We start from the raw sequence: 25,156 nt of genomic DNA on the forward strand, positions 1-25,156 counted from the left end.
CCGTGGATTTAGGTCGTGCAATTGTTGCGACTTGCTAAGAGTGGCTGAAACGACTTCCGCCGTGATGGCATATTTTCAGCCCGTCGACGCGCTACAATGTGGCTTTGCCAATCATCGAGGTGTGCGTTTTGACTGCTCCAGGTCCTTTGAATTCCACTGCAGGCTCGCTTTTTGTCGTGGCGACGCCGATTGGCAACCTGGACGACATCAGTGCCCGGGCCTTGAAGGTGTTGCGCGAGGTCAAATTGATCGCGGCAGAAGATACGCGGCACTCCCAACGGTTAATGCAGCATTTTGGAATCAGCACGCCACTGGCGGCATGCCATGAACATAATGAGCGCGAGGAGGGCAGCCGTTTTATCACCCGTCTGCTGGCCGGTGATGATGTTGCGCTGATCTCCGATGCGGGCACGCCGCTGATTTCCGATCCTGGGTACCATCTGGTCCGCCAGGCGCGCGCCGCTGGTATCAATGTAGTGCCTGTTCCGGGAGCGTGCGCGCTGATTGCCGCATTATCTGCAGCCGGGTTGCCGTCGGACCGTTTTATCTTCGAAGGCTTTCTGCCTGCCAAGACGGTAGGGCGTCGCGCCCGTCTTCAGGCGTTGAAGGAAGAGCCGCGCACCCTGATTTTCTACGAAGCGCCGCACCGCATCCTGGAGTGTCTGCAGGATATGGAACTGGTATTCGGCGGCGCGCGCCTGGCGCTGCTGGCGCGAGAGTTGACCAAGACCTTTGAAACCCTCAAAGGCTTGCCCCTGGAAGAACTGCGTGGGTTTGTCGAAGGCGACAGCAATCAGCAGCGTGGCGAGTGCGTCGTGCTGGTGGCCGGCTGGACGGCGCCAGAGAGTGAAGACGCGGTCGGTAGCGAAGCCATGCGCATCCTGGACTTGCTGCTCAAGGAAATGCCGCTCAAGCGCGCCGCTGCCCTGGCGGCGGAAATTACCGGGGGGCGCAAGAATGTGTTGTATCAGGCCGCGCTCGATAAACAGAAAGCCGAATAGTTCCGGGGCCAGGCCGGTGTTTCGTCCGAACGTGATGGCAATGCTGCACTTTTAATACTTGTCCTGACGCCGTCGTGCCGTTAACCTGCGCGGCGGAGAGTCGATTGGACAGTCGCTGCCCTCTATGAAAATTAGGGGGGGGAGGAAAGTCCGGGCTCCATAGGGCGAAGTGCCAGGTAATGCCTGGGAGGCGTGAGCCTACGGAAAGTGCCACAGAAAATAACCGCCTAAGCACTTCGGTGCCGGTAAGGGTGAAAAGGTGCGGTAAGAGCGCACCGCACGACTGGCAACAGTTCGTGGCTAGGTAAACCCCACTTGGAGCAAGACCAAATAGGGTCCCAAGGCGTGGCCCGCGCTGGGACCGGGTAGGTTGCTAAAGATGTCCAGTGATGGCCATCGTAGACGAATGACTGTTCAAGACAGAACCCGGCTTACAGATCGACTCTCCACCTTTTTTCCTTCCATCCGTACCTCGGGTGGAAACCGGTAGTAACGCAAGAATCCCTCCCTGCCAAATCATTGGCAGATGCGTCTTCGTAATACCAAAAAAATCTTACTCTTAATAAATTACTTTAACTTTGAGCTTCAGCTCTTTGAGTTGGCTGCGCTTGTTGAGTCAAAAACAACGCTGAAGTCGGGTTTCTCCTCTCTTTACGCTCGTAAATCTCCGTTCTGTAAGGCTTTTCCTTCTATCCGCGCCTTGACGGTGTGGTGGGCGCATTCCTATAGTGTGCGCAAGTGGCGGAAAGTGGCACAAAGTGGGTTTTTTGAACGTAAAACGCTAAAATTTGGAGAAACGCATCTGTGTTTCGCGGAGCTAACGCTATCAGTCTTGATGCAAAAGGCCGTCTCGCTATGCCGAGCCGGTATCGTGACGAGCTCATTTCGCGAAGTTCAGGGCAGTTAATCATCACGATTGACGCTGTTGACCCTTGTTTATGTGTTTACCCCCTCGATGAGTGGGAGTTGATCGAAACCAAGTTGCGCGCGCTGCCTTCATTGCGTGAAGAAAACCGCCGCCTCCAGCGTTTGCTGATCGGTAATGCCGTCGACCTTGAACTCGATGGCAGCGGTCGTTTCCTGGTGCCTCCGCGGTTGCGCGAATACGCCAGGCTCGACAAGCGCGCGATGCTGGTAGGCCAATTGAACAAGTTCCAATTGTGGGACGAAGATGCCTGGGATGCTGTTTCTGCAGCTGACCTGGCTGCTATTCAACAACCGGGCGCCATGCCTGATGAACTGCGTGATTTGATCCTGTGACTATTGATAGCGGCTTTAACCACATCACCGTACTGCTTGACGAAGCCGTTGAGGCTCTCGCCGTACGCGCGGATGGCTGCTATCTGGATGGCACCTTCGGCAGGGGCGGGCACAGTCGGTTGATACTCAGCCAGCTCGGGCCCGACGGTAAACTCCTCGGGTTCGACAAAGACCCTCAAGCGATTGCCACCGGGCAAGCGCTAGCGGCCGAAGACGGCCGCTTTGTCGTTGTGCAGCGCAGCTTTGCCGAGCTTGGCGCCGAAGTCGCCGAGCGCGGCATGGCGGGCAAGGTGGCCGGGGTTCTGCTCGACCTGGGCGTGTCTTCGCCGCAGCTCGATGACCCGGAGCGCGGCTTCAGCTTCATGAACGACGGCCCCCTCGACATGCGCATGGACCCGACGCGTGGCGTCAGCGCCGCGCAGTTCATCGCCACCGCGCCAGTCGAAGAAATCGCCCGGGTGTTCAAGGAATACGGTGAAGAGCGCTTCGCCGGCCGCATGGCCCGCGCCGTGGTCGAGCGCCGCGAGATCCAGCCTTTCGAACGCACCGCCGACCTGGCCGAAGTGCTCAAGGTCGCCAACCCGGCCTGGGAGAAGGGCAAGAACCCGGCGACCCGTGCGTTCCAGGGCTTGCGCATTCACGTCAACAACGAATTGGGCGATCTGGAGGCCGGCCTCGAGGCCGCCCTCGAGGCACTGGAAGTGGGCGGTCGCCTGGTGGTGATCAGTTTCCATTCCCTGGAAGACCGCATCGTCAAGCTGTTCATGCGTCGCCTGGTCAAGGGCGAATCCGACAACCTGCCGCGCAACCTGCCGGTGCGTTTCGAAGCCTTTGTGCCGAAAATCAAAATCCATGGCAAAGCGCAGTTCGCCTCCGACGCCGAACTCAAGGCCAACCCGCGTTCCCGCAGCGCCGTCATGCGCGTCGCGGAGAAGTTGCGGTGAGCAAGCTTTTCGCCAAACCCCTGCCGGGCGGCAGCTTCTTTATGTTGCTGCTGTTTGTCGGCGTGCTGGTGTCCGCGATTGCGGTGTCCTACAGCGCGCATTGGAATCGCCAGTTGCTCAACACCCTCTATGGGGAGTTGAGCGTGCGCGACAAGGCCCAGGCGGAATGGGGTCGGCTGATCCTGGAGCAGAGCACCTGGACGGCCCATAGCCGTATCGAAGTGCTGGCCACCGAACAGCTGAAAATGCACATTCCGGGCGCTGCCGACGTTCGCATGGTGGCGCCATGATGAAGCTTGAGGGCGCACTCTACCCATGGCGCTTCCGCCTGATGCTCGGCTTGCTGGCATTGATGGTCGGCGCGATTGTCTGGCGGATCTTCGACCTGCAGGTGGTCGACCGTGACTTCCTGATCGGCCAGGGCGACGCCCGTAGCCTGCGGCATATCCCGATTCCCGCACACCGCGGCCTGATCACCGACCGAAACGGTGAGCCCCTGGCCGTGAGCACGCCGGTGACCACCCTGTGGGCCAACGCCAAGGAATTGCAGGTTGCCAAGGACAAGTGGCCCGAACTCGCCGCCGCCCTGGGGCAGGACCGCAAAACGCTGACCGAGCGCCTGGAAGCCCAGGCCAACAAAGAATTCATTTATCTCGTGCGCGGGCTTACCCCTGAACAGGGTCAGCAAGTGCTCGACCTTAAAGTCCCCGGTGTCTATGGCATCGAGGAATTTCGTCGTTTCTACCCCGCCGGGGAAACCACTGCGCACATGGTCGGTTTTACCGATATCGATGACCATGGCCGCGAAGGCGTCGAGTTGGCCTACGACGAGTGGCTGGCCGGGGTTCCGGGCAAGCGCCAGGTCATCAAGGACCGGCGCGGCAGACTGATCAAGGATGTACAGGTCACCAAGAACGCCAAGGCCGGCAAGCCCTTGGCGTTGTCGATTGACCTGCGTCTGCAATACCTGGCCAACCGCGAACTGCGTAATGCGATCATCGAGAACGGCGCCAAGGCCGGCAGCCTGGTGATCATGGACGTGAAGACCGGCGAGATCCTCGCCATGGTCAACCAGCCGACGTACAACCCGAACAACCGTCGCAACCTGCAACCGGCGATGATGCGCAACCGCGCCATGATCGACGTGTTCGAGCCGGGTTCGACCATGAAAGCCATCTCCATGAGCGCCGCCCTGGAAACCGGACGCTGGAAGCCCAGCGATAAGGTCGAGGTGTATCCAGGTACGTTGCAGTTGGGCAAATACACCATTCGTGACGTGTCCCGTACCGAGGGCCCGGTGCTGGACCTGACCGGCATCCTGATCAACTCCAGTAACGTGGGCATGAGCAAGGTCGCCTTTGATATCGGCGGCGAGACCATCTACCACCTGGCGCAAAAAATAGGCCTGGGTCAACCCACCGGTCTCGACTTCCCTGGTGAGCGCGTAGGCAACCTGCCGAACTACCGCGACTGGAAAAAAGCCGAGACCGCCACGCTGTCCTACGGCTACGGCCTGTCGGTGACCGCGATCCAGCTGGCCCATGCTTTCTCTGTATTGGCCAATAACGGCCGCATGGTTCCGCTGAGCCTGATCCATGTCGACGAAGCGCCGAAAGCCACCCAGGTGATCCCGGAAAAAGTCGCCAAGACCATGCAAGGCATGCTGCAACAAGTGATCGAGGCGCCGCGTGGTGTATTCCGCGCCCAGGTGCCGGCTTATCACGTGGCCGGCAAGTCCGGTACCGCACGTAAAACCTCGGTCGGCACCAAGGGCTATGCGGAAAATTCCTATCGCTCGCTGTTCGCCGGCTTCGGCCCGATGAGCGACCCACGCTACGCCATCGTCGTGGTGATCGATGAGCCGAGCAAGGCCGGTTACTTCGGTGGCCTGGTCTCGGCGCCGGTGTTCAGCAAAGTCATGTCCGGCACCCTGCGCCTGATGAACATCACGCCGGACAATCTGCCGCCGACCCAGCAAGCGAACGCCGCACCGCCGGTAGCCGCTGTAAAAGCCAATGGAGGGCGCGGCTGATGTCTCTTAGCCTGAACAAGATTTTTGCCCACGCCGGCCGCGATCTGTTGATCCGCGAGTTGAGCCTGGACAGCCGCATGGTACGCGCCGGTGACTTGTTCCTGGCTGTGCCCGGTGGCAAATTCGATGGCCGTGCGCACATCGCCGATGCCCTGCAGCGTGGCGCTGCCGCCGTGGCCTATGAAGTGGATGGCGCCACCGTGCTGCCAATCACCGATGTGCCGTTGATTCCGGTGAAGAACCTGGCCGCCCAGCTGTCCGACATCGCCGGGCGCTTCTATGGCGAGCCGAGCCGCCACCTCAACCTGGTGGGCGTAACCGGCACCAACGGCAAGACCAGCGTGACCCAACTGGTCGCCCAGGCGCTTGACCTGCTGGGCCAGCATTGCGGCATCGTCGGTACCCTGGGCACCGGCTTTTATGGCGCGTTGCAAAGCGGCCTGCACACCACGCCGAACCCGATTGCCGTGCAGGCGACCCTGGCCGACCTGAAAAAGGCCGGTGCCAGGGCGGTTGCCATGGAAGTATCGTCCCATGGCCTGGACCAGGGCCGCGTGACGGCGTTGGCGTTTGATGTGGCCGTGATGACCAACCTGTCCCGGGATCATCTGGACTATCACGGCACCATGGAGGCGTACGCCGCCGCCAAGGCCAAGCTGTTCGCCTGGAATGACCTGAAATGCCGGGTGGTCAACCTCGACGACGCGTTTGGCCGCCAGCTGGCTGCCCAAGACAGCGAAGCGCGCCTGATCAGCTACAGCCTGGAAGATTCCAGCGCCTACCTGTATTGCCGTGAGGCCCAATTCAATGACGAAGGCGTGCGCGCTACGTTGGTTACGCCTCAGGGCGAACACCATTTGCGCAGCACCTTGCTCGGTCGCTTCAACCTGAGCAACGTGCTCGCCGCTATCGGCGCGCTGCTCGGCCTGGATTACGCCCTCGACGAAATCCTCAAGGTGTTGCCGAAGCTGGAAGGCCCGGCCGGTCGCATGCAGCGCCTGGGTGGCGGCACACAACCGCTGGTGGTGGTCGACTACGCTCACACCCCTGACGCCCTGGAAAAAGTCCTGCTGGCGCTACGCCCCCATGCCAGGGGCAAGCTGTTGTGCCTGTTCGGCTGCGGCGGCGACCGCGATCGCGGCAAGCGTCCGTTGATGGCCGAGATTGTCGAGCGCCTGGCTGACGGTGTGCTGGTGACCGACGACAACCCGCGCAGCGAAGACCCGGGGCGGATTTTCGACGATATCCGCGAAGGCTTCAAAGACACCGCCAACGTCACCTTCGTGGCCGGTCGCGGCGCAGCCATCGCTCAATTGATCGCCAGCGCCAGCGCGGATGACGTAGTGGTACTGGCCGGCAAGGGGCATGAGGACTACCAGGAAATCAACGGCGAGCGCCATGCCTTTTCCGATCTGGTCGAGGCCGATCGCGCCTTGACTGCCTGGGAGGCCGCCCATGCTTAAGAGGATGACATTCAGCGAACTGACCCATGCCTTGTCGGCCCGCGTGCTGTCCAGCGATTGCACGTTCGATGGCGTCAGTATCGACAGCCGCAATATCAAGCCCGGCCAGTTGTTCGTCGCCCTCGCAGGCCCGCGTTTCGATGGTCACGACTACCTTAATGAGGTCGCCGCCAAAGGTGCCGTGGGTGCCCTGGTGCAACGTGAAGTGGCGCACGCCACCTTGCCGCAGTTGCTGGTTGCCGACACCCGCCTGGCCTTGGGCCAACTGGGCGCGCTGAACCGCGCCGCCTTCGACAAGCCGGTTGCCGCCGTCACCGGTTCCAGTGGCAAGACCACCGTCAAAGAGCTGTTGGCCGGTGTACTGCGCACGCGCGGGCCGGTGCTCGCTACCCGTGGCAACCTGAACAATGATTTCGGCGCACCGCTGACCCTGCTCGAGCTGGCGCCGGAACACACGGCGGCGGTGATCGAGCTGGGCGCTTCACGCATCGGCGAGATTGCCTACACCGTGGCGCTGACCCAGCCTCACGTCGCGATTATCAACAACGCCGGGACCGCCCATGTCGGTGAGTTCGGTGGCCCGGAAAAAATCGTCGAAGCCAAGGGTGAAATTCTTGAAGGCCTCGACGCTTCGGGCACTGCTGTACTGAATCTGGATGACAAGGCGTTCGAGACCTGGCGTGCACGCGCTGCCGGTCGCAAGGTACTGACGTTTGCCGTGCTGAACGCTGCGGCCGATTTCCACGCCTCCAACATTACCGTTGATGCACGGGGTTGCCCGTCCTTCACCTTGCACACGCCGCAAGGCAATGAGCACGTGCAACTGAACCTGCTGGGCAACCATAACGTCGCCAACGCCCTGGCCGCCGCCGCTGCCGCACACGCCCTGGGTGTGTCGCTGTTTGGCATCGCCACAGGCCTGGGCGCGGTGCAGCCGGTCAAGGGGCGCACCGTGGCGCAATTGGCCAGCAACGGCATGCGCGTGATCGATGACACCTACAACGCCAACCCGTCTTCCATCAATGCTGCCGTGGACCTGCTCAACGGCTTCGATGGGCGCAAAGTGCTGGTACTGGGCGATATCGGCGAACTGGGCGACTGGGCCGAGCAAGGCCACCGCGAAGTCGGTGCCTATGCCGCCGGCAAAGTCGACGCGCTCTACGCGGTCGGCCCGAACATGGCTCACGCGGTAGACGCCTTCGGCCCCGGCGCGCGCCATTTCGCGACCCAGGCCGAATTGATCCAGGCGTTGGCTGCGACCGAGCACGATAAACACACAACCATTTTGATCAAGGGATCGCGCAGCGCGGTGATGGAAAACGTCGTCGCAGCCTTGTGTGGCTCAAGTACGGAGAAACATTAATGCTGCTGCTGCTGGCTGAGTATCTGCAACAGTTCCACAAAGGCTTCGCGGTCTTTCAGTACCTGACCCTGCGCGGGATCCTGGGTGTGCTGACCGCGCTGTGTTTGTCGCTGTTCCTGGGCCCGTGGATGATCCGCACCCTGCAGAACCTGCAAATTGGTCAATCGGTTCGCAATGACGGCCCGCAGTCGCACCTGTCCAAGTCCGGCACCCCGACCATGGGCGGTGCGTTGATCCTGTCGTCCATCGGCGTCAGCACCCTGCTCTGGGCGGACCTGCATAACCGCTATGTGTGGGTGGTGCTGCTGGTGACCCTGCTGTTCGGCGCCATCGGTTGGGTCGATGACTACCGCAAAGTGATCGAGAAAAACTCCAAGGGCCTGCCAAGCCGCTGGAAGTATTTCTGGCAATCGGTATTCGGCCTGGCGGCGGCGATCTTCCTCTACACCACCGCGCCTAGCGCCGTGGAAACCACCCTGATCATCCCGATGCTCAAGGACGCCAGCATTCCACTGGGCATCGGCTTCGTGGTGCTGACCTATTTCGTGATTGTCGGCTCCAGCAACGCGGTGAACCTGACCGACGGCCTCGACGGCCTGGCGATCATGCCGACGGTGATGGTGGGCGGTGCGCTCGGCATCTTCTGCTACCTGTCGGGTAACGTGAAATTCGCTGAATACCTGCTGATTCCCTATGTGCCGGGCGCGGGCGAGTTGATTGTGTTCTGCGGCGCGCTGATTGGCGCCGGCCTGGGGTTCCTGTGGTTCAACACCTACCCGGCGCAAGTGTTCATGGGCGACGTCGGCGCACTGGCGCTGGGCGCGGCACTGGGCACCATCGCGGTGATCGTGCGTCAGGAAATCGTGCTGTTCATCATGGGCGGTGTGTTCGTGATGGAAACCCTGTCGGTGGTCATCCAGGTGGCCTCCTTCAAATTGACCGGGCGCCGCGTATTTCGCATGGCGCCGATTCACCACCACTTTGAACTCAAGGGCTGGCCCGAGCCACGCGTGATCGTCCGTTTCTGGATCATCACCGTGATTCTGGTACTGGTCGGCCTTGCCACCCTGAAACTGAGGTAGAAACGAGTGTCCCTGATCGCTTCAGACCACTTCCGCATCGTTGTCGGCCTCGGCAAGAGCGGCATGTCCCTGGTTCGCTTCCTGGCGAACCGGGGCACGTCGTTCGCCGTGGCCGATACGCGGGAAAATCCACCGGAGCTGGTCACGCTGCGCCGTGACTACCCGCATGTGGAAGTGCGCTGTGGCGAACTGGATGTCGAGTTTCTGTGCCGCGCCGATGAGCTCTACGTGAGCCCCGGCCTGGCGCTGGCTACACCGGCCCTGCAAGCCGCTGCGGCGCGGGGCGTGAAGCTGTCCGGCGATATCGACCTGTTTGCGCGCAACGCCAAGGCGCCGATCGTGGCCATCAGCGGTTCCAACGCAAAAAGCACCGTGACCACCCTGGTCGGCGAGATGGCAGCGGCTGCCGGCAAGCGCGTGGCGGTGGGCGGCAACCTGGGGATGCCTGCGCTGGACCTGCTCAGCGACGACGTCGAGCTGTACGTGATGGAGCTGTCGAGTTTCCAGCTGGAAACCACTCACGAGCTGGGTGCCGAAGTGGCCACCGTGTTGAACGTCAGCGAAGACCACATGGACCGCTACAGCGGCCTGCCGGCTTATCACTTGGCCAAGCACCGGATCTTCCGCGGTGCCAGGCAGTTTGTGGTCAACCGCCAGGATGCCCTGAGCCGTCCACTGATCGGCGAGGGCATGCCGTGCTGGACCTTCGGCCTGGGCAAGCCCGACTTCAAGGCATTCGGCATTCGCGAAGAGAACGGCGAGAAATACCTGGCCTTCGAATTCCAGAACCTGATGCCGGTGCGCGAACTGAAAATCCGTGGCGCGCATAACCAATCCAATGCCCTGGCAGCCCTAGCGCTCGGCCACGCGGTTGGCCTGCCGTTCGACGCGATGCTGTCGGCCCTGCGCAGCTTCGGCGGTCTTGAGCATCGCTGCCAGTGGGTGCGCGACCTCGATGGCGTCAGCTATTACAACGATTCCAAAGCCACCAATGTCGGCGCTGCCCTGGCGGCCATCGAAGGCCTGGGTGCCGATATCGACGGCAAGGTGGTGCTGATCGCCGGTGGCGACGGCAAGGGTGCCGACTTCAAGGACCTTAAAGGCCCGGTGGCTGCGCATTGCCGCGCCGTGGTGCTGATGGGTCGCGATTCGGACCTGATCGCCGCCGCCCTGGGTGACGCCGTGCCGCAAGTACGCGCTGCCTCCCTGGATGACGCGATTGCCCGGTGCAAGGCCCTGGCCCAGCCCGGTGATGCGGTGCTGCTGTCGCCGGCCTGCGCCAGTTTCGACATGTTCAAGAACTATGAAGAGCGCGGCCAGCTGTTCGCCCGCGCCGTGGAGGCTTTGGCATGAGCCTCAACCTGAAGAACATCATCAAGCCGTACCCGTCGCCGATCATTACCGGGCGCGGCATCGACCTTGACTTCCCAATGCTCGCCGGTTGCCTGGCGCTGCTCGGCCTGGGCCTGGTGATGATCACCTCGGCATCCTCCGAAGTGGCCGCCGTGCAGTCGGGCAACACCCTGTACATGATGATCCGCCACCTGGTGTACCTGGTGATCGGCCTCGGTGCGTGCATCGTCACCATGATGATTCCGATCGCCACCTGGCAGCGCCTGGGTTGGCTGATGCTGATCGGCGCGTTCGGCTTGCTGGTCATGGTGATCCTGCCCGGCATCGGCCGCGAGGTGAACGGTTCGATGCGCTGGATCGGCTTCGGTGCGTTCAACGTACAGCCGTCGGAAATCGCCAAGGTGTTCGTGGTGATTTACCTGGCCGGCTACCTGGTACGCCGTCAGAAGGAAGTGCGCGAAAGCTGGATGGGCTTCTTCAAGCCGTTCATCGTGCTGCTGCCCATGGCCGGCCTGCTGCTGATGGAGCCCGACTTCGGCGCCACCGTGGTGATGATGGGGGCTGCCGCCGCGATGCTGTTCCTCGGCGGTGTCGGTCTGTTCCGCTTCACCTTGATGGTGCTGCTGGCCGTCGCGGCCGTGACGATCCTGGTGCAGGCGCAACCCTACCGGATGGCGCGCCTGATTACCTTTACCGACCCGTGGTCCGACCAGTTCGGCTCCGGCTATCAACTGACCCAGGCGTTGATCGCGTTCGGGCGCGGCGAGTGGCTGGGCGTGGGCCTGGGCAACAGCGTGCAGAAGCAGTTCTACCTGCCGGAAGCGCACACCGACTTCGTGTTCTCGGTACTCGCCGAGGAACTGGGCGTGGTCGGTTCGCTGTGCACCGTCGCGCTGTTCGTATTTGTGTGCGTGCGCGGCATGTACATCGGCTTGTGGGCCGAGAAAGCCAAACAGTATTTCGCCGCTTATGTGGCGTACGGCTTGTCGTTCCTGTGGATCGGCCAGTTCCTGATCAATATCGGTGTGAACGTCGGCTTGCTGCCGACCAAGGGCCTGACCCTGCCGTTCCTCAGTTACGGCGGCAGTTCGCTGGTGATTTGCTGCGCTTGCCTGGGCTTGTTGCTGCGCATCGAGTGGGAAAGTCGTACGCACCTGGGCAGCGAAGAGATGGAGTTCAGCGAAAGCGACTTCGCCGAGGAGCCGACCCATGGGCGCTAACGTGCTGATCATGGCCGGCGGCACCGGGGGCCATGTGTTCCCGGCCCTGGCCTGCGCGCGTGAATTCCAGAGCCGTGGCTACAGCGTGCACTGGCTGGGCACGCCGCGTGGCATCGAGAACGAACTGGTGCCAAACGCCGGTTTGCCGCTGCACCTGATCAACGTCACCGGCCTGCGTGGCAAGGGCAAATTGTCCCTGCTCAAGGCGCCGTTCGTGTTGCTCAAGGCGGTCATGCAGGCACGCAAGATCATCCGCGAATTGAAGCCGGTGTGCGTGCTCGGCTTTGGCGGTTATGTGACCGGCCCCGGTGGCGTGGCGGCGAAACTCGCCGGCGTACCGGTGATTGTCCATGAACAGAACGCCGTTGCCGGTACCGCCAATCGCCTGCTGGTGCCGTTGGCCGCGCGGGTGTGTGAAGCCTTCCCGAAAACGTTCGCGGCTTCGGACAAGCTTCGCACCACCGGCAACCCGGTGCGTACCGAACTGTTCATGGCCATCGCACGTGAAGCGCTGGCCGGACGCAAGGCACATCTGCTGATCCTCGGCGGAAGTCTGGGCGCCGAGCCACTGAACAAATTGCTGCCTGAAGCCGTTGCGCAACTGCCTGAAGCGCTGCGTCCGGAAATCTTCCACCAGGCCGGCAAAAACCACGATGAAGTCACCGCCACGCGCTATCGCGAAGCCGGTGTCGAGGCGAACGTACAGCCCTTCATCAAAGACATGGCCCAAGCCTATGGCTGGGCCGACCTGGTGGTCTGTCGCGCTGGTGCGCTGACCGTCAGTGAACTGGCCGCCGCCGGTCTGCCGTCGTTGCTGGTGCCTCTGCCCCATGCAATCGACGATCACCAGACCCGCAACGCCGAATATTTGGCCGGGGAGGGCGCTGCCTTCCTGCTGCCGCAAAGAACGACTGGCGCCGCCGATTTGGCCGCACGCCTGACCGAGGTTTTGATGCAACCGGAACGACTCAACAGCATGGCGAGCACCGCAAGCCGACTGGCCAAACCTGACGCAACCCGCACCGTGGTCGATATCTGCCTGGAGGTGGCCCATGGTTGAGAATCAGAAAGCCATGCCGCAACCGGAAATGCGCCGCATCCGTCGCATCCACTTCGTCGGTATCGGCGGCGTGGGCATGTGCGGCATTGCCGAAGTATTGCTGAACCTGGGCTATCAGGTGTCCGGCTCCGATTTGAAAGAGTCGCCGGTCACCGAGCGCCTGAAGTCCTTTGGCGCGCAGATCTTTATCGGCCACCGCGCCGAGAACGCCGCCGAGGCTGATGTGCTGGTGGTATCCAGCGCTGTGAATACCTCCAACCCGGAAGTGGCCACCGCCCTCGAACGGCGTATCCCCGTGGTGCCGCGCGCCGAGATGCTCGCCGAGCTGATGCGCTACCGTCACGGCATCGCCGTCGCCGGTACTCACGGCAAGACCACCACCACCAGCCTGATCGCCTCGGTGTTCGCCGCCGGTGGCCTGGACCCGACCTTCGTCATCGGTGGCCGCCTGAATGCAGCCGGCACCAATGCCCAGCTCGGCACCAGCCGCTACCTGATCGCCGAAGCCGATGAAAGTGACGCGAGCTTCCTGCACCTGCAACCGCTGGTCGCTGTCGTCACCAACATCGACGAAGACCACATGGCGACCTACGACGGTGACTTCAACAAGTTGAAGAAAACCTTCGTCGACTTCCTGCACAACCTGCCGTTCTACGGGTTGGCGGTGGTGTGCCTGGACGATCCGGTGGTGCGCGAAATCCTGCCGCAGGTCAAGCGCCCGACCGTGACCTACGGCTTCAGCGAAGACGCCGACGTGCGCGCGATCAATGTACGCCAGCAAGGCATGCAGACCTTCTTCACCGTGCTGCGCCCCGATCGCGAGCCGCTGGATGTCTCGGTGAATATGCCGGGCAACCACAACGTACTGAACTCCCTGGCGACCATCTGCATCGCCACCGACGAGGGCGTCAGCGATGAAGCCATTGTCGAAGGCCTGTCGCGCTTTGCCGGTGTCGGCCGACGCTTCCAGGTCTACGGTCAACTGCCGGTCGAAGGCGGCGACGTGATGCTGGTGGACGACTACGGTCACCACCCGACCGAAGTCGCCGCCGTGATCAAGGCCGTGCGCGGTGGCTGGCCGGAGCGCCGCCTGGTGATGGTCTACCAGCCGCACCGCTACAGCCGCACCCGCGACCTGTACGACGACTTCGTCAATGTATTGGCCGATGCCAACGTGCTGCTGCTGATGGAGGTCTACCCGGCCGGTGAAGAACCGATCCCGGGCGCCGACAGCCGCAAGCTGTGCAACAGCATCCGTCAGCGCGGGCAGTTGGACCCGATCTACATCGAGCGTGGCGTGGACCTGGCGCCGATCGTCAAGCCGCTGCTGCGCGCCGGCGACATCCTGCTGTGCCAGGGTGCCGGTGATATCGGTGGTCTTGCACCCAAACTGCTCGCGAGTCCTTTGTTCGCCGCTGAGAAGGGAGCATCGAAATGATCACTGACTACGCCTCCCTGTTCTCCACGGTCGCGCCTGCCGACTTCGGCCGCGTCGCGGTGCTGTTCGGCGGCAAGAGCGCCGAGCGCGAAGTGTCGCTCAAGTCCGGCAATGCCGTGCTGCAAGCCCTGCAAAGCGCCGGCGTGAATGCGTTCGGCATCGACGTGGGCGATGACTTCCTCGCCCGTCTGCAGGCCGAAAAGATCGACCGCGCCTTCATCATTCTGCATGGCCGTGGCGGTGAAGACGGCAGCATGCAGGGCCTGCTCGAATGCGCCGGCATTCCCTATACCGGCAGCGGCATCCTGGCGTCGGCGCTGGCGATGGACAAGTTGCGTACCAAGCAGGTGTGGCACAGCCTGGGGATTCCAACCCCGCGTCACGCCGTGCTGTGCAGCGAAGACGATTGTATTTCTGCGGCCAAGGAACTGGGCCTGCCTTTGATCGTCAAACCAGCCCATGAAGGCTCCAGTATCGGCATGGCCAAAGTGAACTCGGCCGCCGAATTGATCGACGCATGGAAAGCGGCAAGCACCTACGATTCGCAAGTGATGGTGGAACAGTGGATCCAGGGTCCCGAGTACACCATCGCCACCCTGCGTGGCCAGGTATTGCCGCCCATCGCATTGGGCACGCCCCACACTTTCTACGATTACGACGCCAAGTACGTGGCTTCCGATACCCAGTACCGGATTCCCTGCGGTCTTGACGCAACCAAGGAACAACACTTGATGGACCTCACGGCGAAAGCCTGTGAGGCGCTGGGTATCGCCGGCTGGGCGCGGGCAGATGTGATGCAGGATGACCAGGGCAATTTCTGGTTCCTGGAAGTCAACACCGCACCGGGCATGACCGACCACAGCCTGGTCCCCATGGCCGCCCGTGCCGCCGGCCTGGATTTCCAGCAGTTGGTGCTGGCGATACTGGCCGCCAGCATCGAGCCAAGAGGCTAAGACATGAAAGGCGCATCGCTTCGTCATCAGCCCCCACAAGCACCGAGCCGCAAGCCGGTGCCACGGGGTGCCAGCCGTATGGTGGCCAAAGAGCCGATGTCGGCGCGCCTGCCCAAAGCCAACTTTGGTTTCATCAAGGCGCTGTTCTGGCCGGTGTTGCTGGTGGTGCTGGGTTTTGGCACCTACGAGGGCGCGCAGCGCCTGTTGCCGTATGCCGACCGGCCGATCACCAAGATCAGCGTGCAGGGCGACTTGAGCTACATCAGCCAGCAAGCGGTGCAGCAGCGCATCAGCCCGTTCCTGGCGGCGAGCTTCTTCACCATCGACCTGGCCGGCATGCGCGCCGAGCTGGAACAGATGCCGTGGATCGCCCACGCCGAAGTCCGTCGCGTGTGGCCGGACCAGGTCACGATCCGCCTGGAAGAACAACTGCCCGTGGCCCGTTGGGGCGATGGCGCGCTGTTGAACAACCAGGGGCAGGCGTTTGCGCCGCGTGAAGTGGCGAACTATGAGCACCTGCCGCAGCTCTTCGGGCCGCAGCGGGCGCAACAGCAAGTGATGCAGCAGTATCAGGCCTTGAGCCAGATGCTGCGGCCACTGGGCTTCTCCATTGCACGCCTGGAATTGCGTGAGCGGGGCAGCTGGTTTCTGACGACCGGGGCAGGCAGTTCCGGCCCGGGCATCGAGTTGTTGCTGGGACGCGACCGCTTGGTGGAAAAGATGCGCCGCTTTATTGCCATCTATGAAAAAACCTTGAAAGAACAGATCACGAACATTGCGAGCGTCGACCTGCGTTACGCCAACGGCCTGGCCGTCGGTTGGCGTGTACCGGCGGCGCCCACGGCAGCACAACCCGCTGTCGCGAAGAATTAAGAAGAGGCAGGACCCATGGCAAACGTGCAAAGCGGCAAAATGATCGTCGGTCTCGATATCGGCACCTCCAAGGTGGTGGCGCTGGTCGGCGAGGTCGGTGAAGACGGCACGATCGAAATCGTCGGTATTGGCACGCATCCGTCCCGGGGCCTGAAGAAGGGCGTGGTGGTGAACATCGAGTCCACCGTGCAATCGATCCAGCGCGCCATTGAAGAAGCGCAGCTGATGGCCGGTTGCCGGATTCACTCGGCGTTCGTCGGCGTGGCCGGCAACCATATCCGCAGCCTGAACTCCCACGGCATCGTGGCGATCCGCGACCGTGAGGTCAGCGCGGCCGACCTCGAGCGCGTCCTCGACGCCGCCCAGGCCGTGGCGATCCCGGCTGACCAGCGTGTGCTGCACACCTTGCCGCAGGACTACGTGATCGATAACCAGGAAGGCGTGCGCGAGCCGCTGGGCATGTCCGGCGTGCGCCTGGAAGCCAAGGTCCACGTGGTGACCTGCGCCGTCAACGCTGCACAGAACATTGAAAAATGCGTGCGCCGTTGTGGCCTGGAAATCGACGACATCATTCTCGAGCAGTTGGCGTCCGCGTATTCGGTACTGACCGACGACGAAAAAGAACTGGGCGTGTGCCTGGTTGATATCGGCGGCGGCACCACCGACATCGCGATCTTCACCGAGGGTGCGATCCGTCACACCGCCGTGATCCCGATCGCCGGCGACCAGGTCACCAACGACATCGCCATGGCCTTGCGTACACCGACCCAGTACGCCGAGGAAATCAAGATCCGCTACGCCTGCGCCCTGGCCAAGCTGGCCGGTGCCGGTGAAACCATCAAGGTGCCGAGCGTCGGCGACCGTCCGCCGCGCGAACTGTCGCGCCAGGCCCTGGCCGAAGTGGTCGAGCCGCGCTACGACGAACTGTTCACCCTGATCCAGGCCGAGCTGCGCCGCAGCGGCTACGAAGATTTGATCCCGGCCGGCATCGTGCTGACCGGTGGCACCTCGAAGATGGAAGGCGCAGTCGAACTGGCCGAGGAAATCTTCCACATGCCGGTGCGCCTGGGCGTGCCCCATGGCGTCAAGGGCCTGGGCGACGTGGTGCGCAACCCGATTTATTCCACCGGTGTGGGCTTGCTGTTGTACGGACTGCAAAAGCAGACCGACGGCATTTCCCTGTCGGGCCCGAGTATCCGTGACAGTTACCGCAGCGATGACGAAGCCAAGGCGCCGTTGTTCGAGCGGCTGCAGGCGTGGGTTAAAGGCAATTTCTAAAGACTTACCGTGACACCGCAACACCCGTAACAAGCAGTAGGCGAAAAAACTAGAGAAAACGAAAGGAGAGGGAACATGTTTGAACTCGTAGACAACATCCCCGCTAGCCCGGTTATCAAAGTAATCGGTGTCGGCGGTGGCGGCGGCAACGCTGTCAACCATATGGTCAAGAGCAACATTGAAGGCGTTGAATTCATCTGCGCCAACACTGATGCCCAGGCGCTGAAAAGCATCGGCGCGCGGACCATCCTGCAATTGGGCACAGCCGTGACCAAGGGCCTCGGCGCTGGCGCCAACCCGGAAGTCGGCCGTCAAGCCGCTCTGGAAGACCGCGAGCGTATTGCCGAAGTGCTGCAAGGCACCAACATGGTGTTCATCACCACCGGCATGGGCGGCGGTACCGGTACCGGTGCAGCGCCGATCATTGCCGAAGTGGCCAAGGAAATGGGGATCCTGACGGTTGCTGTCGTGACCCGTCCGTTCCCGTTCGAAGGCCGCAAGCGCATGCAGATCGCCGACGAAGGTATCCGTCTGCTGTCTGAAAGCGTCGACTCGTTGATCACCATTCCCAACGAGAAACTGCTGACCATCCTGGGCAAGGACGCAAGCCTGCTGTCCGCGTTCGCCAAGGCTGACGATGTACTGGCCGGTGCCGTTCGCGGTATCTCCGACATCATCAAGCGTCCAGGCATGATCAACGTTGACTTTGCCGACGTACGTACCGTCATGAGCGAAATGGGCATGGCGATGATGGGCACCGGCTGCGCCAGCGGTCCGAACCGTGCACGCGAAGCCACCGAAGCGGCCATCCGCAACCCGCTGCTCGAAGACGTGAACCTGCAAGGTGCACGCGGCATCCTGGTGAATATCACCGCCGGCCCTGACCTGTCCCTGGGTGAGTACTCCGACGTGGGTAGCATCATCGAAGCCTTCGCTTCCGAGCACGCCATGGTCAAGGTCGGTACCGTTATCGATCCGGACATGCGCGACGAGCTGCACGTGACCGTGGTTGCGACCGGCCTGGGTGCGAAAATCGAGAAGCCTGTGAAGGTCATCGACAACACCCTGCACAACAGCCAGGCCAGCCACGCCAGCCAGTCGGCTGCCGCTCCAGCGCCTTCGCGCCAGGAACTGCCGTCGGTGAACTACCGTGACCTGGACCGTCCGACCGTGATGCGCAACCAGGCTCAGGCCGGTGCTGCGGCGTCCCGCAGCCCGAATCCGCAAGACGATCTGGACTACCTGGATATCCCGGCATTCCTGCGTCGTCAGGCCGATTAATGGAATGTATCAGGGCTATGAAGGTGATTGGTGTTCAGCAAAGGTCTGGTCTGCTATTATCGCCAGCCTTTGTTGATACCAGTTCGCAATTTGCGCTCAAGCGGTCCAAGCCATGATTAAACAACGCACCCTGAAGAATATTATTCGTGCCACAGGTGTAGGTCTGCACTCCGGGGAGAAGGTATACCTGACCCTCAAGCCTGCACCTGTCGACACCGGCATCGTGTTTGTGCGTGCCGACCTGGACCCTGTGGTGCAGATTCCTGCTCGCGCGGAAAACGTTGGCGAAACCACTATGTCGACCACGTTGGTCAACGGTGACGTCAAAGTGGATACGGTGGAGCACTTGCTCTCGGCCATGGCCGGTTTGGGCATCGATAACGCCTACGTCGAGCTCTCCGCGTCCGAAGTCCCAATCATGGATGGCAGCGCTGGACCTTTCGTATTCCTGATTCAATCTGCCGGCCTGGAAGAACAGGACGCAGCCAAGAAGTTCATTCGCATTCTGCGGGAAGTGACAGTGGAAGACGGCGACAAGCGCGCCACCTTCGTCCCGTTCGAAGGCTTTAAAGTGAGCTTTGAGATCGATTTCGATCACCCGGTATTCCGTGACCGCACCCAAAGTGCAAGCGTGGACTTTTCCAGCACTTCGTTCGTAAAAGAAGTCAGCCGCGCCCGTACCTTTGGTTTCATGAGTGACATCGAGTACCTGCGCAAGCACAACCTCGCACTCGGCGGCAGCGTTGAAAACGCCATTGTGGTCGACGCGGATGGTGTACTGAACGAAGACGGCCTTCGCTACGAAGACGAATTCGTCAAGCACAAGATCCTCGATGCAATCGGTGACCTCTACCTGCTGGGCAATAGCCTGATAGGCGAGTTCAAAGGCTTCAAGTCGGGCCACGCCCTTAACAACCAGCTGCTGCGCAAGTTGATTGAGCAGACAGACGCTTGGGAAGTCGTGACCTTCGAAGATGCCAGCACCGCACCGATCTCTTACATGCGTCCCGTTGCGGCGGTGTAAGTAACAACTCTCTTTCTTTAGTTTTTAAAGGCTGCCTTCGGGTGGCCTTTTTTTATGCCCATTGCGCAGGTGTGATAGATCGTTCCTACACAGGCAGGGTTGCCGCATCCATCGTCCGATTGCGCCCGCTGTGCTTGGCCTCGTACAACGCCTGGTCGGCCTTGAACAGCAGATCCTCAAGGGTATTACGGCTGTGTTTGTGCCAGGTGCTCATGCCGATGCTCACCGTGATCGGCTGATCATCCCCGGCCATCCGTGGCAAGTACTGGACGCTCTGGCGGATACGCTCGGCAATCACCCACGCGCCCTTGGCATCGGTGTGGGGCAGCACTACCGCAAATTCTTCACCGCCATAACGCGCCGCCAGGTCGGCCGGGCGGCGGATATTGCTGTCTATCACCTGCGCCACGGCGCGCAGCGCATCATCTCCGCCCTGGTGACCATGGCGGTCGTTGAAAGCCTTGAAGTGGTCGACATCGATCATCAGCACCGTCAGCGGTTCGGTCGAGCGTTGGGCGCGGTCCCATTCCAGGCGCAGGCGCTCGTCCAAGGTGCGACGGTTGGCCAGACCGGTAAGGGCATCGGTTCCTGCCAGTTCTGACAGCACCTGCTCGACCCGGTGGCGCCGGCGCAGCTCCTTGCTCAGCGCCCAGGTCAGCCATAGCAGGCCAGTGCACAACACCCCCGTTGCGAGGCCGACCAACCACGCTGCGCGTCGCCAGGGCGCGAATACCTCATCGCTGGCCAGGGCCACCGCGACGATCAGCGGCAAATTGCCCACACTTGAGAAACTGTAGAGCCGCCCCCGATGATCGACACTGGATACGCTGCGAAAATTGCCGTCCCGCTCGCGCAGCATGCGTGCCACATTGGGCCGCGCACTCAGGTCCTTGTTGATCATGTCCGCTTCCAGCAAAGGCTCCTGCGCCAACAGGATGCCTTGATGGTTGAGCAGAGTGATGGTGCTGCCGGCGCCGATATTCAGGCTGCTGAACAGTTGGTGGAAGTACGAAAGACGCATGGAGGCGACTGCCACCCCTTGAAAGCGCGCGTCCGCCGATGAAAGGCGGCGGCTGAATGCAATGCGCCAGGGGTCTTCGCATTCACAGCGGGCCATGAACGGGCGACTGATATACAGCCCGATGTCGGAATTGCCACGGTGAATCTGGAAATAGTCGCGGTCGGCGAAGTTGCCGGACTTGGGTGTGAGCAGGGAAGAGTCGGCAATCACCTCGCCGCCTGGATCCAGCAGCAGGATGTCGCCCTTGTAGGGCGCTGCGTTGGAGCGGTCGAACAGCACCAGGTGCCGGATGCTGGCGGGCAGGTCCTGCAGGTCGGTGCGCGCGGTCGCGGCGATCAGGCCTTCCAACGCCATGTCATACAGCTCGACGTTGCGCAGCACATCGGCGTCGATCAATTGAGTGATGGTGTTGGCGGTGCGCTTGGCGGTCTGCAAGGTATTGGCGTGTTCACGAATCAACAAGGCGGTGACGATGCCTACGATCAGCAATACCGTGAGGGTGCTGCCCAGGATCAGCAAGCGCTCCGGGCGGCGGGTAGGGCGGGCAGGGCTTGGGCTCATCGGACGTACTTCTGCGTTGAGATGCCCTTAGCGTAGTAGCAACTCCGGAATATGGCGCAGATCCAAATGTGGGAGGGGGGCTTGCCCCCGATAGCAGAGTGTCAGCAAATGATATGTTGACTGGCCCACCGCTATCGGGGGCAAGCCCCCTCCCACATTGGATCTTCATCGTCAGCACGATCGTGCTCAGAACACGTTGATCGGGTAGTCCACGATCACCCGGTACTCATCCACATCCCGGTCCACCGCCGAATAGCCATTGCCACCCCGGTGGGTCGCCCATTGCAGGCGCACCGCCAGGTCCTTGGCCTTGCCACCCTGTACCACGTACTTCAGGTCGATGTCCCGCTCCCAGTGCCTGGCATTTTTGCCATCGGCGCTGTACCAGCTGCCGTAGCCGCGGCTGTTGGGGTCGACGCGGGTCAGGTCGGTCTTGCCGCTGATATAGGACACGGCGGACGTCAGGCCGGGCAGGCCGACACCGGCAAAATCGTAGGCATACTTGAGCTTCCACGAACGCTCGTTGGGGCCGTTGAAGTCCGAGTATTGCTGGGAGTTGTCCAGGTACACGCTGTCGCCCTGGGTGATGTAGTCGAACGGCGTATTGCCGTTGACCCGCTGATACGCGGCGGTGACGCTATGGTTGCCCACGCCCAGGGTGACATGCAGGCTGTAGGTGTTGTTGTCGATATCGCCCAGCAATGCCTGGCCGGTGTCCTGGGTGTGATAGTAGTGCAGGCCGGGCGTCAGGCTGACCAGGTCGTTCAGCGCATAGGTGTATTCAAGGTCGTAGTAGTACTGGTGCCATACGTCCTTGAGCTCGGCGGCGTACAGGTTGCTGGTCAGCGCCGGGATTGCGCTGAAAGAGACACCGGCCCAGTTCAGGTGCCGGCTGTCGGCGTTGGCCGGCAACGCGCCATAGCTGGTGCCGATGCGCCGGTGGCCGCTCTGGTTGTAGAGCTTGGTAAAGCTGGCCTGGCCGCCTTCGAACAGCCAGCCGTCGAGGCTGTGGTTGCTCAAGCTTACGCCGCGAAACGTCTGGGGCAGCATGCGCGTCATGCCGCCGGCGATCACCGGGTTGTTGAGAAACAGGTCGCCGGCCTTCAACTCGGTATCGAACGCACGCATTTTCAAGGTGCCGCCAGCGGTGGAAAACGCACCGGGTGCCTTGCCGTTGCCGCTGCCGTACGGAAGGATGGTGGAGCCGTCGGTACCGCCACCGCCGTCGAGCTTGAGGCCGAGCATGGCGTTGAGGTCCAGGCCGAAACCGACCGCGCCCTGGGTGTAGCCGGATTCGAAGGTGCCGATAAAGCCTTGGCCCCACTCCTTGCTGTCATCGGTGTGAAGGTCGCGGCGGTCGCGGTTCATGTAGTAGTTGCGGGTGTTGAGCGTGAGGTGCGAGCCCTCGACGAAACCTTCGGCGGGTGCGGTGTCTGCCGCGTGGGCAAGGGAGGTGATCGTTGCTGCAATTGCGAGGAATAACGGGGTGAACGTCAGCGAGTTCTTCACCGGTGGAGCTCCTTTGGTCAAACATGAACGGCCAGTGTCGTGGGGTGTGCCCGGCCTTTTTTCACGGCAAAAAAAAGCCGCTGAAGTCAGCGGCTTTAAGACAGATTCCCAGTGTAGAGCCCTGGAAATAAGTCGAGGGAAATTCGGGTGAGGGTCAGCTGCCTTTGCCGTCGCGCTCATCGATGCGTCAAAGTAACGCAGGCGAGCGCTGCGATACAGAGTGTAACAAGATAATGACTGTTGCCCAAATCGCAACAGTTTCCACGGGTATGCCTATTCTAACTGTGGGAGGGGGCTTGCCCCCGATGGCGGTGGATCAGCCGACTCATCTGTAGCTGGCATACCGCAATCGGGGGCAAGCCCCCTCCCACATTTGATTGAAGTGTTCTAGACAGGCAGGGTCATGCCGAAGGTATTGCCGCCACCCTCGCTGCGCACAAACACATCCCCGCCATGCATCAGCGCAATCGCCTTCACGATGGCCAGCCCCAACCCGTGATTCGCGCCGCTGTTGCTGCGGGACGCGTCCACTCGATAAAAACGTTCGAACAGGCGCGGCAGGTGTTCGTCGGCAATCGCCTCGCCGGGATTGGTCACGCCGATCATCACCTGATGTCCCTGCACCGCTATGTGCACGTCGATGACCTGTCCGGGCGCGGTGTGTTGCACCGCGTTGCTCAGCAGGTTGATCAGCGCGCGGCGCAGGTGGGCCTTTTCGATCTGTACCCGTGCATCACCGTGCACGCGCACTTCGACCCGGGCGTCTTCAAGGATGAAGTCCAGGTAATCGAGGGTGGTAGCGACTTCATCGGCCAGGGCGCTTTCGATCAGCTTGGTGGCCTTGCTGCCCTGGTCGGCACTGGCGAGGAACAGCATGTCGTTGATGATCGAGCGCAGCCGCTCCAGTTCTTCCAGGTTCGATTGCAGCACCTCGAAATAATGCTCGGCCGAGCGCCCGCGGGTCAGTGCGACCTGGGTCTGGCCGATCAGGTTGGTCAGCGGCGAGCGCAGTTCATGGGCCACGTCGGCGTTGAATGATTCCAGGCGTGAGTAGGCGAGTTCCACACGGTCGAGGGTGGCGTTGAACGAGTTGACGAACTGGCTCAGTTCCGGCGGCAGCGGTGACAGTTGCAGGCGCCCGGAGAGCTTGGGCGGCGCGAGTTTGCGCGCTTCGGCCGAAAGTTTTTCCAGGGGTTTGAGGCCGATGCGCGACACCCAGAAACCCAGCAGCGAGGCCATGATCACGCCGACCAGCGCCAGGCTGACCAGCGCCACCAGCAGATGGTGCTGGGTGGCGCGGAAATTCTCGGTGTCGATGGCGATCATGAAGCGCAGCGGTGGGCGTTGCTCCTTGGCGGCAAACTGGCTGACCAGCACCTTGAACGGATAATCATGGCCGGGCAGGCGCAGGTCGCGTTTACCCGTCGGGCCCTGGGCAAACGCACGAATCTGCGCATCGGGCTCGCCGTATTCGTAACCCGGGTCGCTGCTGACCACCCAGAAGCGAATGCGCTTGTCTTCTTCGCCCAGCAGCTTGAGCTTGGCCTTTATCTTGACCCAATGCTCGGGCGTACCGAAGCGGTTCACCGAGGATTCCAGCACGCTGTAGCGCGCATCCAGTTCGGCCCCCGGCAACAGCCCCAGGCCGCGGTCCACTTGCTGGTAGAGTGCGCCGCCGATCAGCACGAAGATCAGCAGCGCCACCAGGCTGAACATGCCGCTCAGGCGCAGGGCGATGGAGTTAGCCGACACTGCGGTTCTCCAGCACGTAGCCCATGCCACGGATGGTGTGCAGCAGCTTGTGCTCGAAGGGCCCGTCGAGTTTGGCGCGCAGGCGTTTGATTGCGACTTCGACGACGTTGGCGTCGCTGTCGAAATTGATGTCCCAGACCATCTCGGCAATCGCGGTCTTGGACAGGATTTCGCCCTGGCGCCGCGCCAATACGCTGAGCAGCGAGAACTCCTTGGCGGTCAGGTCCAGGCGCACGCCGTTGCGGCTGGCCTTGCGGCTGATCAGGTCGATCCACAGGTCGGCCACCGTCACCTGCACCGGCTCATGGCCGCCGCTGCGTCGGGTCAGTGCTTGCAGGCGCGCCACCAGTTCCAGGAAGGAAAACGGCTTGCCCAGGTAGTCGTCGGCGCCTTCGCGCAGGCCACGGATGCGATCTTCCACGCGTTCGCGGGCAGTGAGCATGATCACCGGGGTCTGTTTGCGCGCACGCAAGGCGCGCAACACGCCGAAGCCGTCGAGCGCCGGCAGCATCACGTCCAGCACGATCACCGCGTAATCGTTCTCCAGCGCCAGGTGCAAACCCTCGACGCCTTCGCGCGCCACGTCGACGGTGTAGCCTTGCTCCGTCAGGCCGCGGTGCAGGTAGTCCGCGGTTTTTTCTTCATCTTCAATAATCAGGACGCGCATCAGCCTTTTGTTCCAGGGCGG

Annotated in this window: 21 protein-coding genes and 1 other RNA gene; 18 read left to right on the plus strand and 4 right to left on the minus strand. The window is 61.9% G+C overall.

Translation table 11 applies throughout. The annotated features are described in order from the left end of the window. Positions 1 to 128 precede the first annotated feature (128 nt). The 18 genes from rsmI to lpxC all read left to right on the plus strand — a co-directional run bounded on the left by rsmI (position 129) and on the right by lpxC (position 19,625). Entirely contained in the window at positions 129 to 1,001 is an 873-nt protein-coding gene (gene rsmI / locus BOP93_RS04625) for a 16S rRNA (cytidine(1402)-2'-O)-methyltransferase (protein ID WP_104501710.1), read from the plus strand. A 96-nt stretch (positions 1,002 to 1,097) separates the two neighbouring features. Continuing rightward, an RNA gene (rnpB, locus tag BOP93_RS04630) (RNase P RNA component class A) lies at positions 1,098 to 1,451 on the plus strand. A gap of 354 nt (positions 1,452 to 1,805) precedes the next feature. Beyond that, positions 1,806 to 2,261 carry a division/cell wall cluster transcriptional repressor MraZ gene (gene mraZ / locus BOP93_RS04635; RefSeq protein ID WP_004371993.1) on the plus strand — a complete coding sequence of 152 codons (456 nt, stop codon included), beginning with the start codon at positions 1,806 to 1,808 and terminating at the stop codon, positions 2,259 to 2,261. Further along, complete coding sequence (gene rsmH, locus BOP93_RS04640) at positions 2,258 to 3,205, plus strand: 16S rRNA (cytosine(1402)-N(4))-methyltransferase RsmH (protein WP_065936818.1); 948 nt, start codon at positions 2,258 to 2,260, stop codon at positions 3,203 to 3,205. The genes mraZ and rsmH overlap by 4 nt, the downstream gene beginning before the upstream one ends. Then, positions 3,202 to 3,495 (plus strand): cell division protein FtsL, encoded by a 294-nt coding sequence (ftsL, locus tag BOP93_RS04645; protein ID WP_057724615.1) that lies wholly within the window; start codon positions 3,202 to 3,204, stop codon positions 3,493 to 3,495. Before rsmH ends, ftsL begins: the two co-directional genes overlap by 4 nt. Continuing rightward, positions 3,495 to 5,237, plus strand: coding sequence for a peptidoglycan D,D-transpeptidase FtsI family protein (locus tag BOP93_RS04650; protein ID WP_167400622.1), 1,743 nt, complete (start codon positions 3,495 to 3,497; stop codon positions 5,235 to 5,237). The genes ftsL and BOP93_RS04650 overlap by 1 nt, the downstream gene beginning before the upstream one ends. Further along, positions 5,237 to 6,700 (plus strand): UDP-N-acetylmuramoyl-L-alanyl-D-glutamate--2,6-diaminopimelate ligase, encoded by a 1,464-nt coding sequence (locus BOP93_RS04655; protein ID WP_104501712.1) that lies wholly within the window; start codon positions 5,237 to 5,239, stop codon positions 6,698 to 6,700. Before BOP93_RS04650 ends, BOP93_RS04655 begins: the two co-directional genes overlap by 1 nt. Continuing rightward, positions 6,693 to 8,063: a UDP-N-acetylmuramoyl-tripeptide--D-alanyl-D-alanine ligase gene (locus BOP93_RS04660; RefSeq protein WP_104501713.1), complete on the plus strand. Its 1,371-nt coding sequence runs from the start codon at positions 6,693 to 6,695 to the stop codon at positions 8,061 to 8,063. Before BOP93_RS04655 ends, BOP93_RS04660 begins: the two co-directional genes overlap by 8 nt. Continuing rightward, the gene (gene mraY, locus BOP93_RS04665) at positions 8,063 to 9,145 is read left to right on the plus strand and encodes a phospho-N-acetylmuramoyl-pentapeptide-transferase (protein ID WP_057724619.1); all 1,083 of its coding nucleotides are present in this window, start codon (positions 8,063 to 8,065) and stop codon (positions 9,143 to 9,145) included. The genes BOP93_RS04660 and mraY overlap by 1 nt, the downstream gene beginning before the upstream one ends. A 6-nt stretch (positions 9,146 to 9,151) precedes the next feature. Continuing rightward, the gene (gene murD, locus BOP93_RS04670) at positions 9,152 to 10,498 is read left to right on the plus strand and encodes a UDP-N-acetylmuramoyl-L-alanine--D-glutamate ligase (protein WP_104501714.1); all 1,347 of its coding nucleotides are present in this window, start codon (positions 9,152 to 9,154) and stop codon (positions 10,496 to 10,498) included. After that, complete coding sequence (gene ftsW, locus BOP93_RS04675; RefSeq protein ID WP_104501715.1) at positions 10,495 to 11,718, plus strand: putative lipid II flippase FtsW; 1,224 nt, start codon at positions 10,495 to 10,497, stop codon at positions 11,716 to 11,718. The genes murD and ftsW overlap by 4 nt, the downstream gene beginning before the upstream one ends. Continuing rightward, positions 11,708 to 12,778, plus strand: coding sequence for an undecaprenyldiphospho-muramoylpentapeptide beta-N-acetylglucosaminyltransferase (gene murG / locus BOP93_RS04680; RefSeq protein ID WP_065892616.1), 1,071 nt, complete (start codon positions 11,708 to 11,710; stop codon positions 12,776 to 12,778). Before ftsW ends, murG begins: the two co-directional genes overlap by 11 nt. After that, a complete protein-coding gene (gene murC, locus BOP93_RS04685; RefSeq protein ID WP_065936815.1) occupies positions 12,771 to 14,216 on the plus strand; it encodes a UDP-N-acetylmuramate--L-alanine ligase in 1,446 nt (481 codons plus the stop codon). The genes murG and murC overlap by 8 nt, the downstream gene beginning before the upstream one ends. Further along, positions 14,213 to 15,169: a D-alanine--D-alanine ligase gene (locus BOP93_RS04690; protein WP_065885828.1), complete on the plus strand. Its 957-nt coding sequence runs from the start codon at positions 14,213 to 14,215 to the stop codon at positions 15,167 to 15,169. The genes murC and BOP93_RS04690 overlap by 4 nt, the downstream gene beginning before the upstream one ends. A gap of 3 nt (positions 15,170 to 15,172) precedes the next feature. Further along, positions 15,173 to 16,042 carry a cell division protein FtsQ/DivIB gene (locus BOP93_RS04695; protein WP_065885829.1) on the plus strand — a complete coding sequence of 290 codons (870 nt, stop codon included), beginning with the start codon at positions 15,173 to 15,175 and terminating at the stop codon, positions 16,040 to 16,042. A gap of 15 nt (positions 16,043 to 16,057) precedes the next feature. Next, positions 16,058 to 17,320, plus strand: coding sequence for a cell division protein FtsA (gene ftsA, locus BOP93_RS04700; protein ID WP_057724626.1), 1,263 nt, complete (start codon positions 16,058 to 16,060; stop codon positions 17,318 to 17,320). A gap of 75 nt (positions 17,321 to 17,395) precedes the next feature. Further along, positions 17,396 to 18,601 carry a cell division protein FtsZ gene (ftsZ, locus tag BOP93_RS04705; RefSeq protein WP_012722300.1) on the plus strand — a complete coding sequence of 402 codons (1,206 nt, stop codon included), beginning with the start codon at positions 17,396 to 17,398 and terminating at the stop codon, positions 18,599 to 18,601. A gap of 112 nt (positions 18,602 to 18,713) precedes the next feature. Next, positions 18,714 to 19,625: a UDP-3-O-acyl-N-acetylglucosamine deacetylase gene (gene lpxC, locus BOP93_RS04710; protein WP_003171886.1), complete on the plus strand. Its 912-nt coding sequence runs from the start codon at positions 18,714 to 18,716 to the stop codon at positions 19,623 to 19,625. An 85-nt stretch (positions 19,626 to 19,710) separates the two neighbouring features. Here the strand turns inward: lpxC and BOP93_RS04715 are convergent, their stop codons facing one another. From BOP93_RS04715 to BOP93_RS04730, 4 genes are all read right to left on the minus strand, one after another. Then, on the minus strand, positions 19,711 to 21,207 hold the full coding sequence (locus tag BOP93_RS04715) for a sensor domain-containing diguanylate cyclase (RefSeq protein ID WP_104501716.1): 1,497 nt from the start codon (positions 21,205 to 21,207) through the stop codon (positions 19,711 to 19,713). A 186-nt stretch (positions 21,208 to 21,393) separates the two neighbouring features. Then, the gene (locus BOP93_RS04720; RefSeq protein ID WP_104501717.1) at positions 21,394 to 22,716 is read right to left on the minus strand and encodes an OprD family porin; all 1,323 of its coding nucleotides are present in this window, start codon (positions 22,714 to 22,716) and stop codon (positions 21,394 to 21,396) included. Positions 22,717 to 23,103: 387 nt separating this feature from the next. After that, positions 23,104 to 24,468, minus strand: a complete 1,365-nt coding sequence (locus tag BOP93_RS04725) for a heavy metal sensor histidine kinase (RefSeq protein ID WP_104501718.1) — start codon at positions 24,466 to 24,468, stop codon at positions 23,104 to 23,106. Next, the gene (locus tag BOP93_RS04730) at positions 24,458 to 25,135 is read right to left on the minus strand and encodes a heavy metal response regulator transcription factor (protein WP_065892611.1); all 678 of its coding nucleotides are present in this window, start codon (positions 25,133 to 25,135) and stop codon (positions 24,458 to 24,460) included. The genes BOP93_RS04725 and BOP93_RS04730 overlap by 11 nt, the downstream gene beginning before the upstream one ends. Between the last annotated feature and the right edge of the window lie 21 nt (positions 25,136 to 25,156).

Source organism: Pseudomonas orientalis, from assembly GCF_002934065.1.
GTDB classification, from domain to species: Bacteria; Pseudomonadota; Gammaproteobacteria; order Pseudomonadales; family Pseudomonadaceae; genus Aquipseudomonas; species Aquipseudomonas orientalis_A.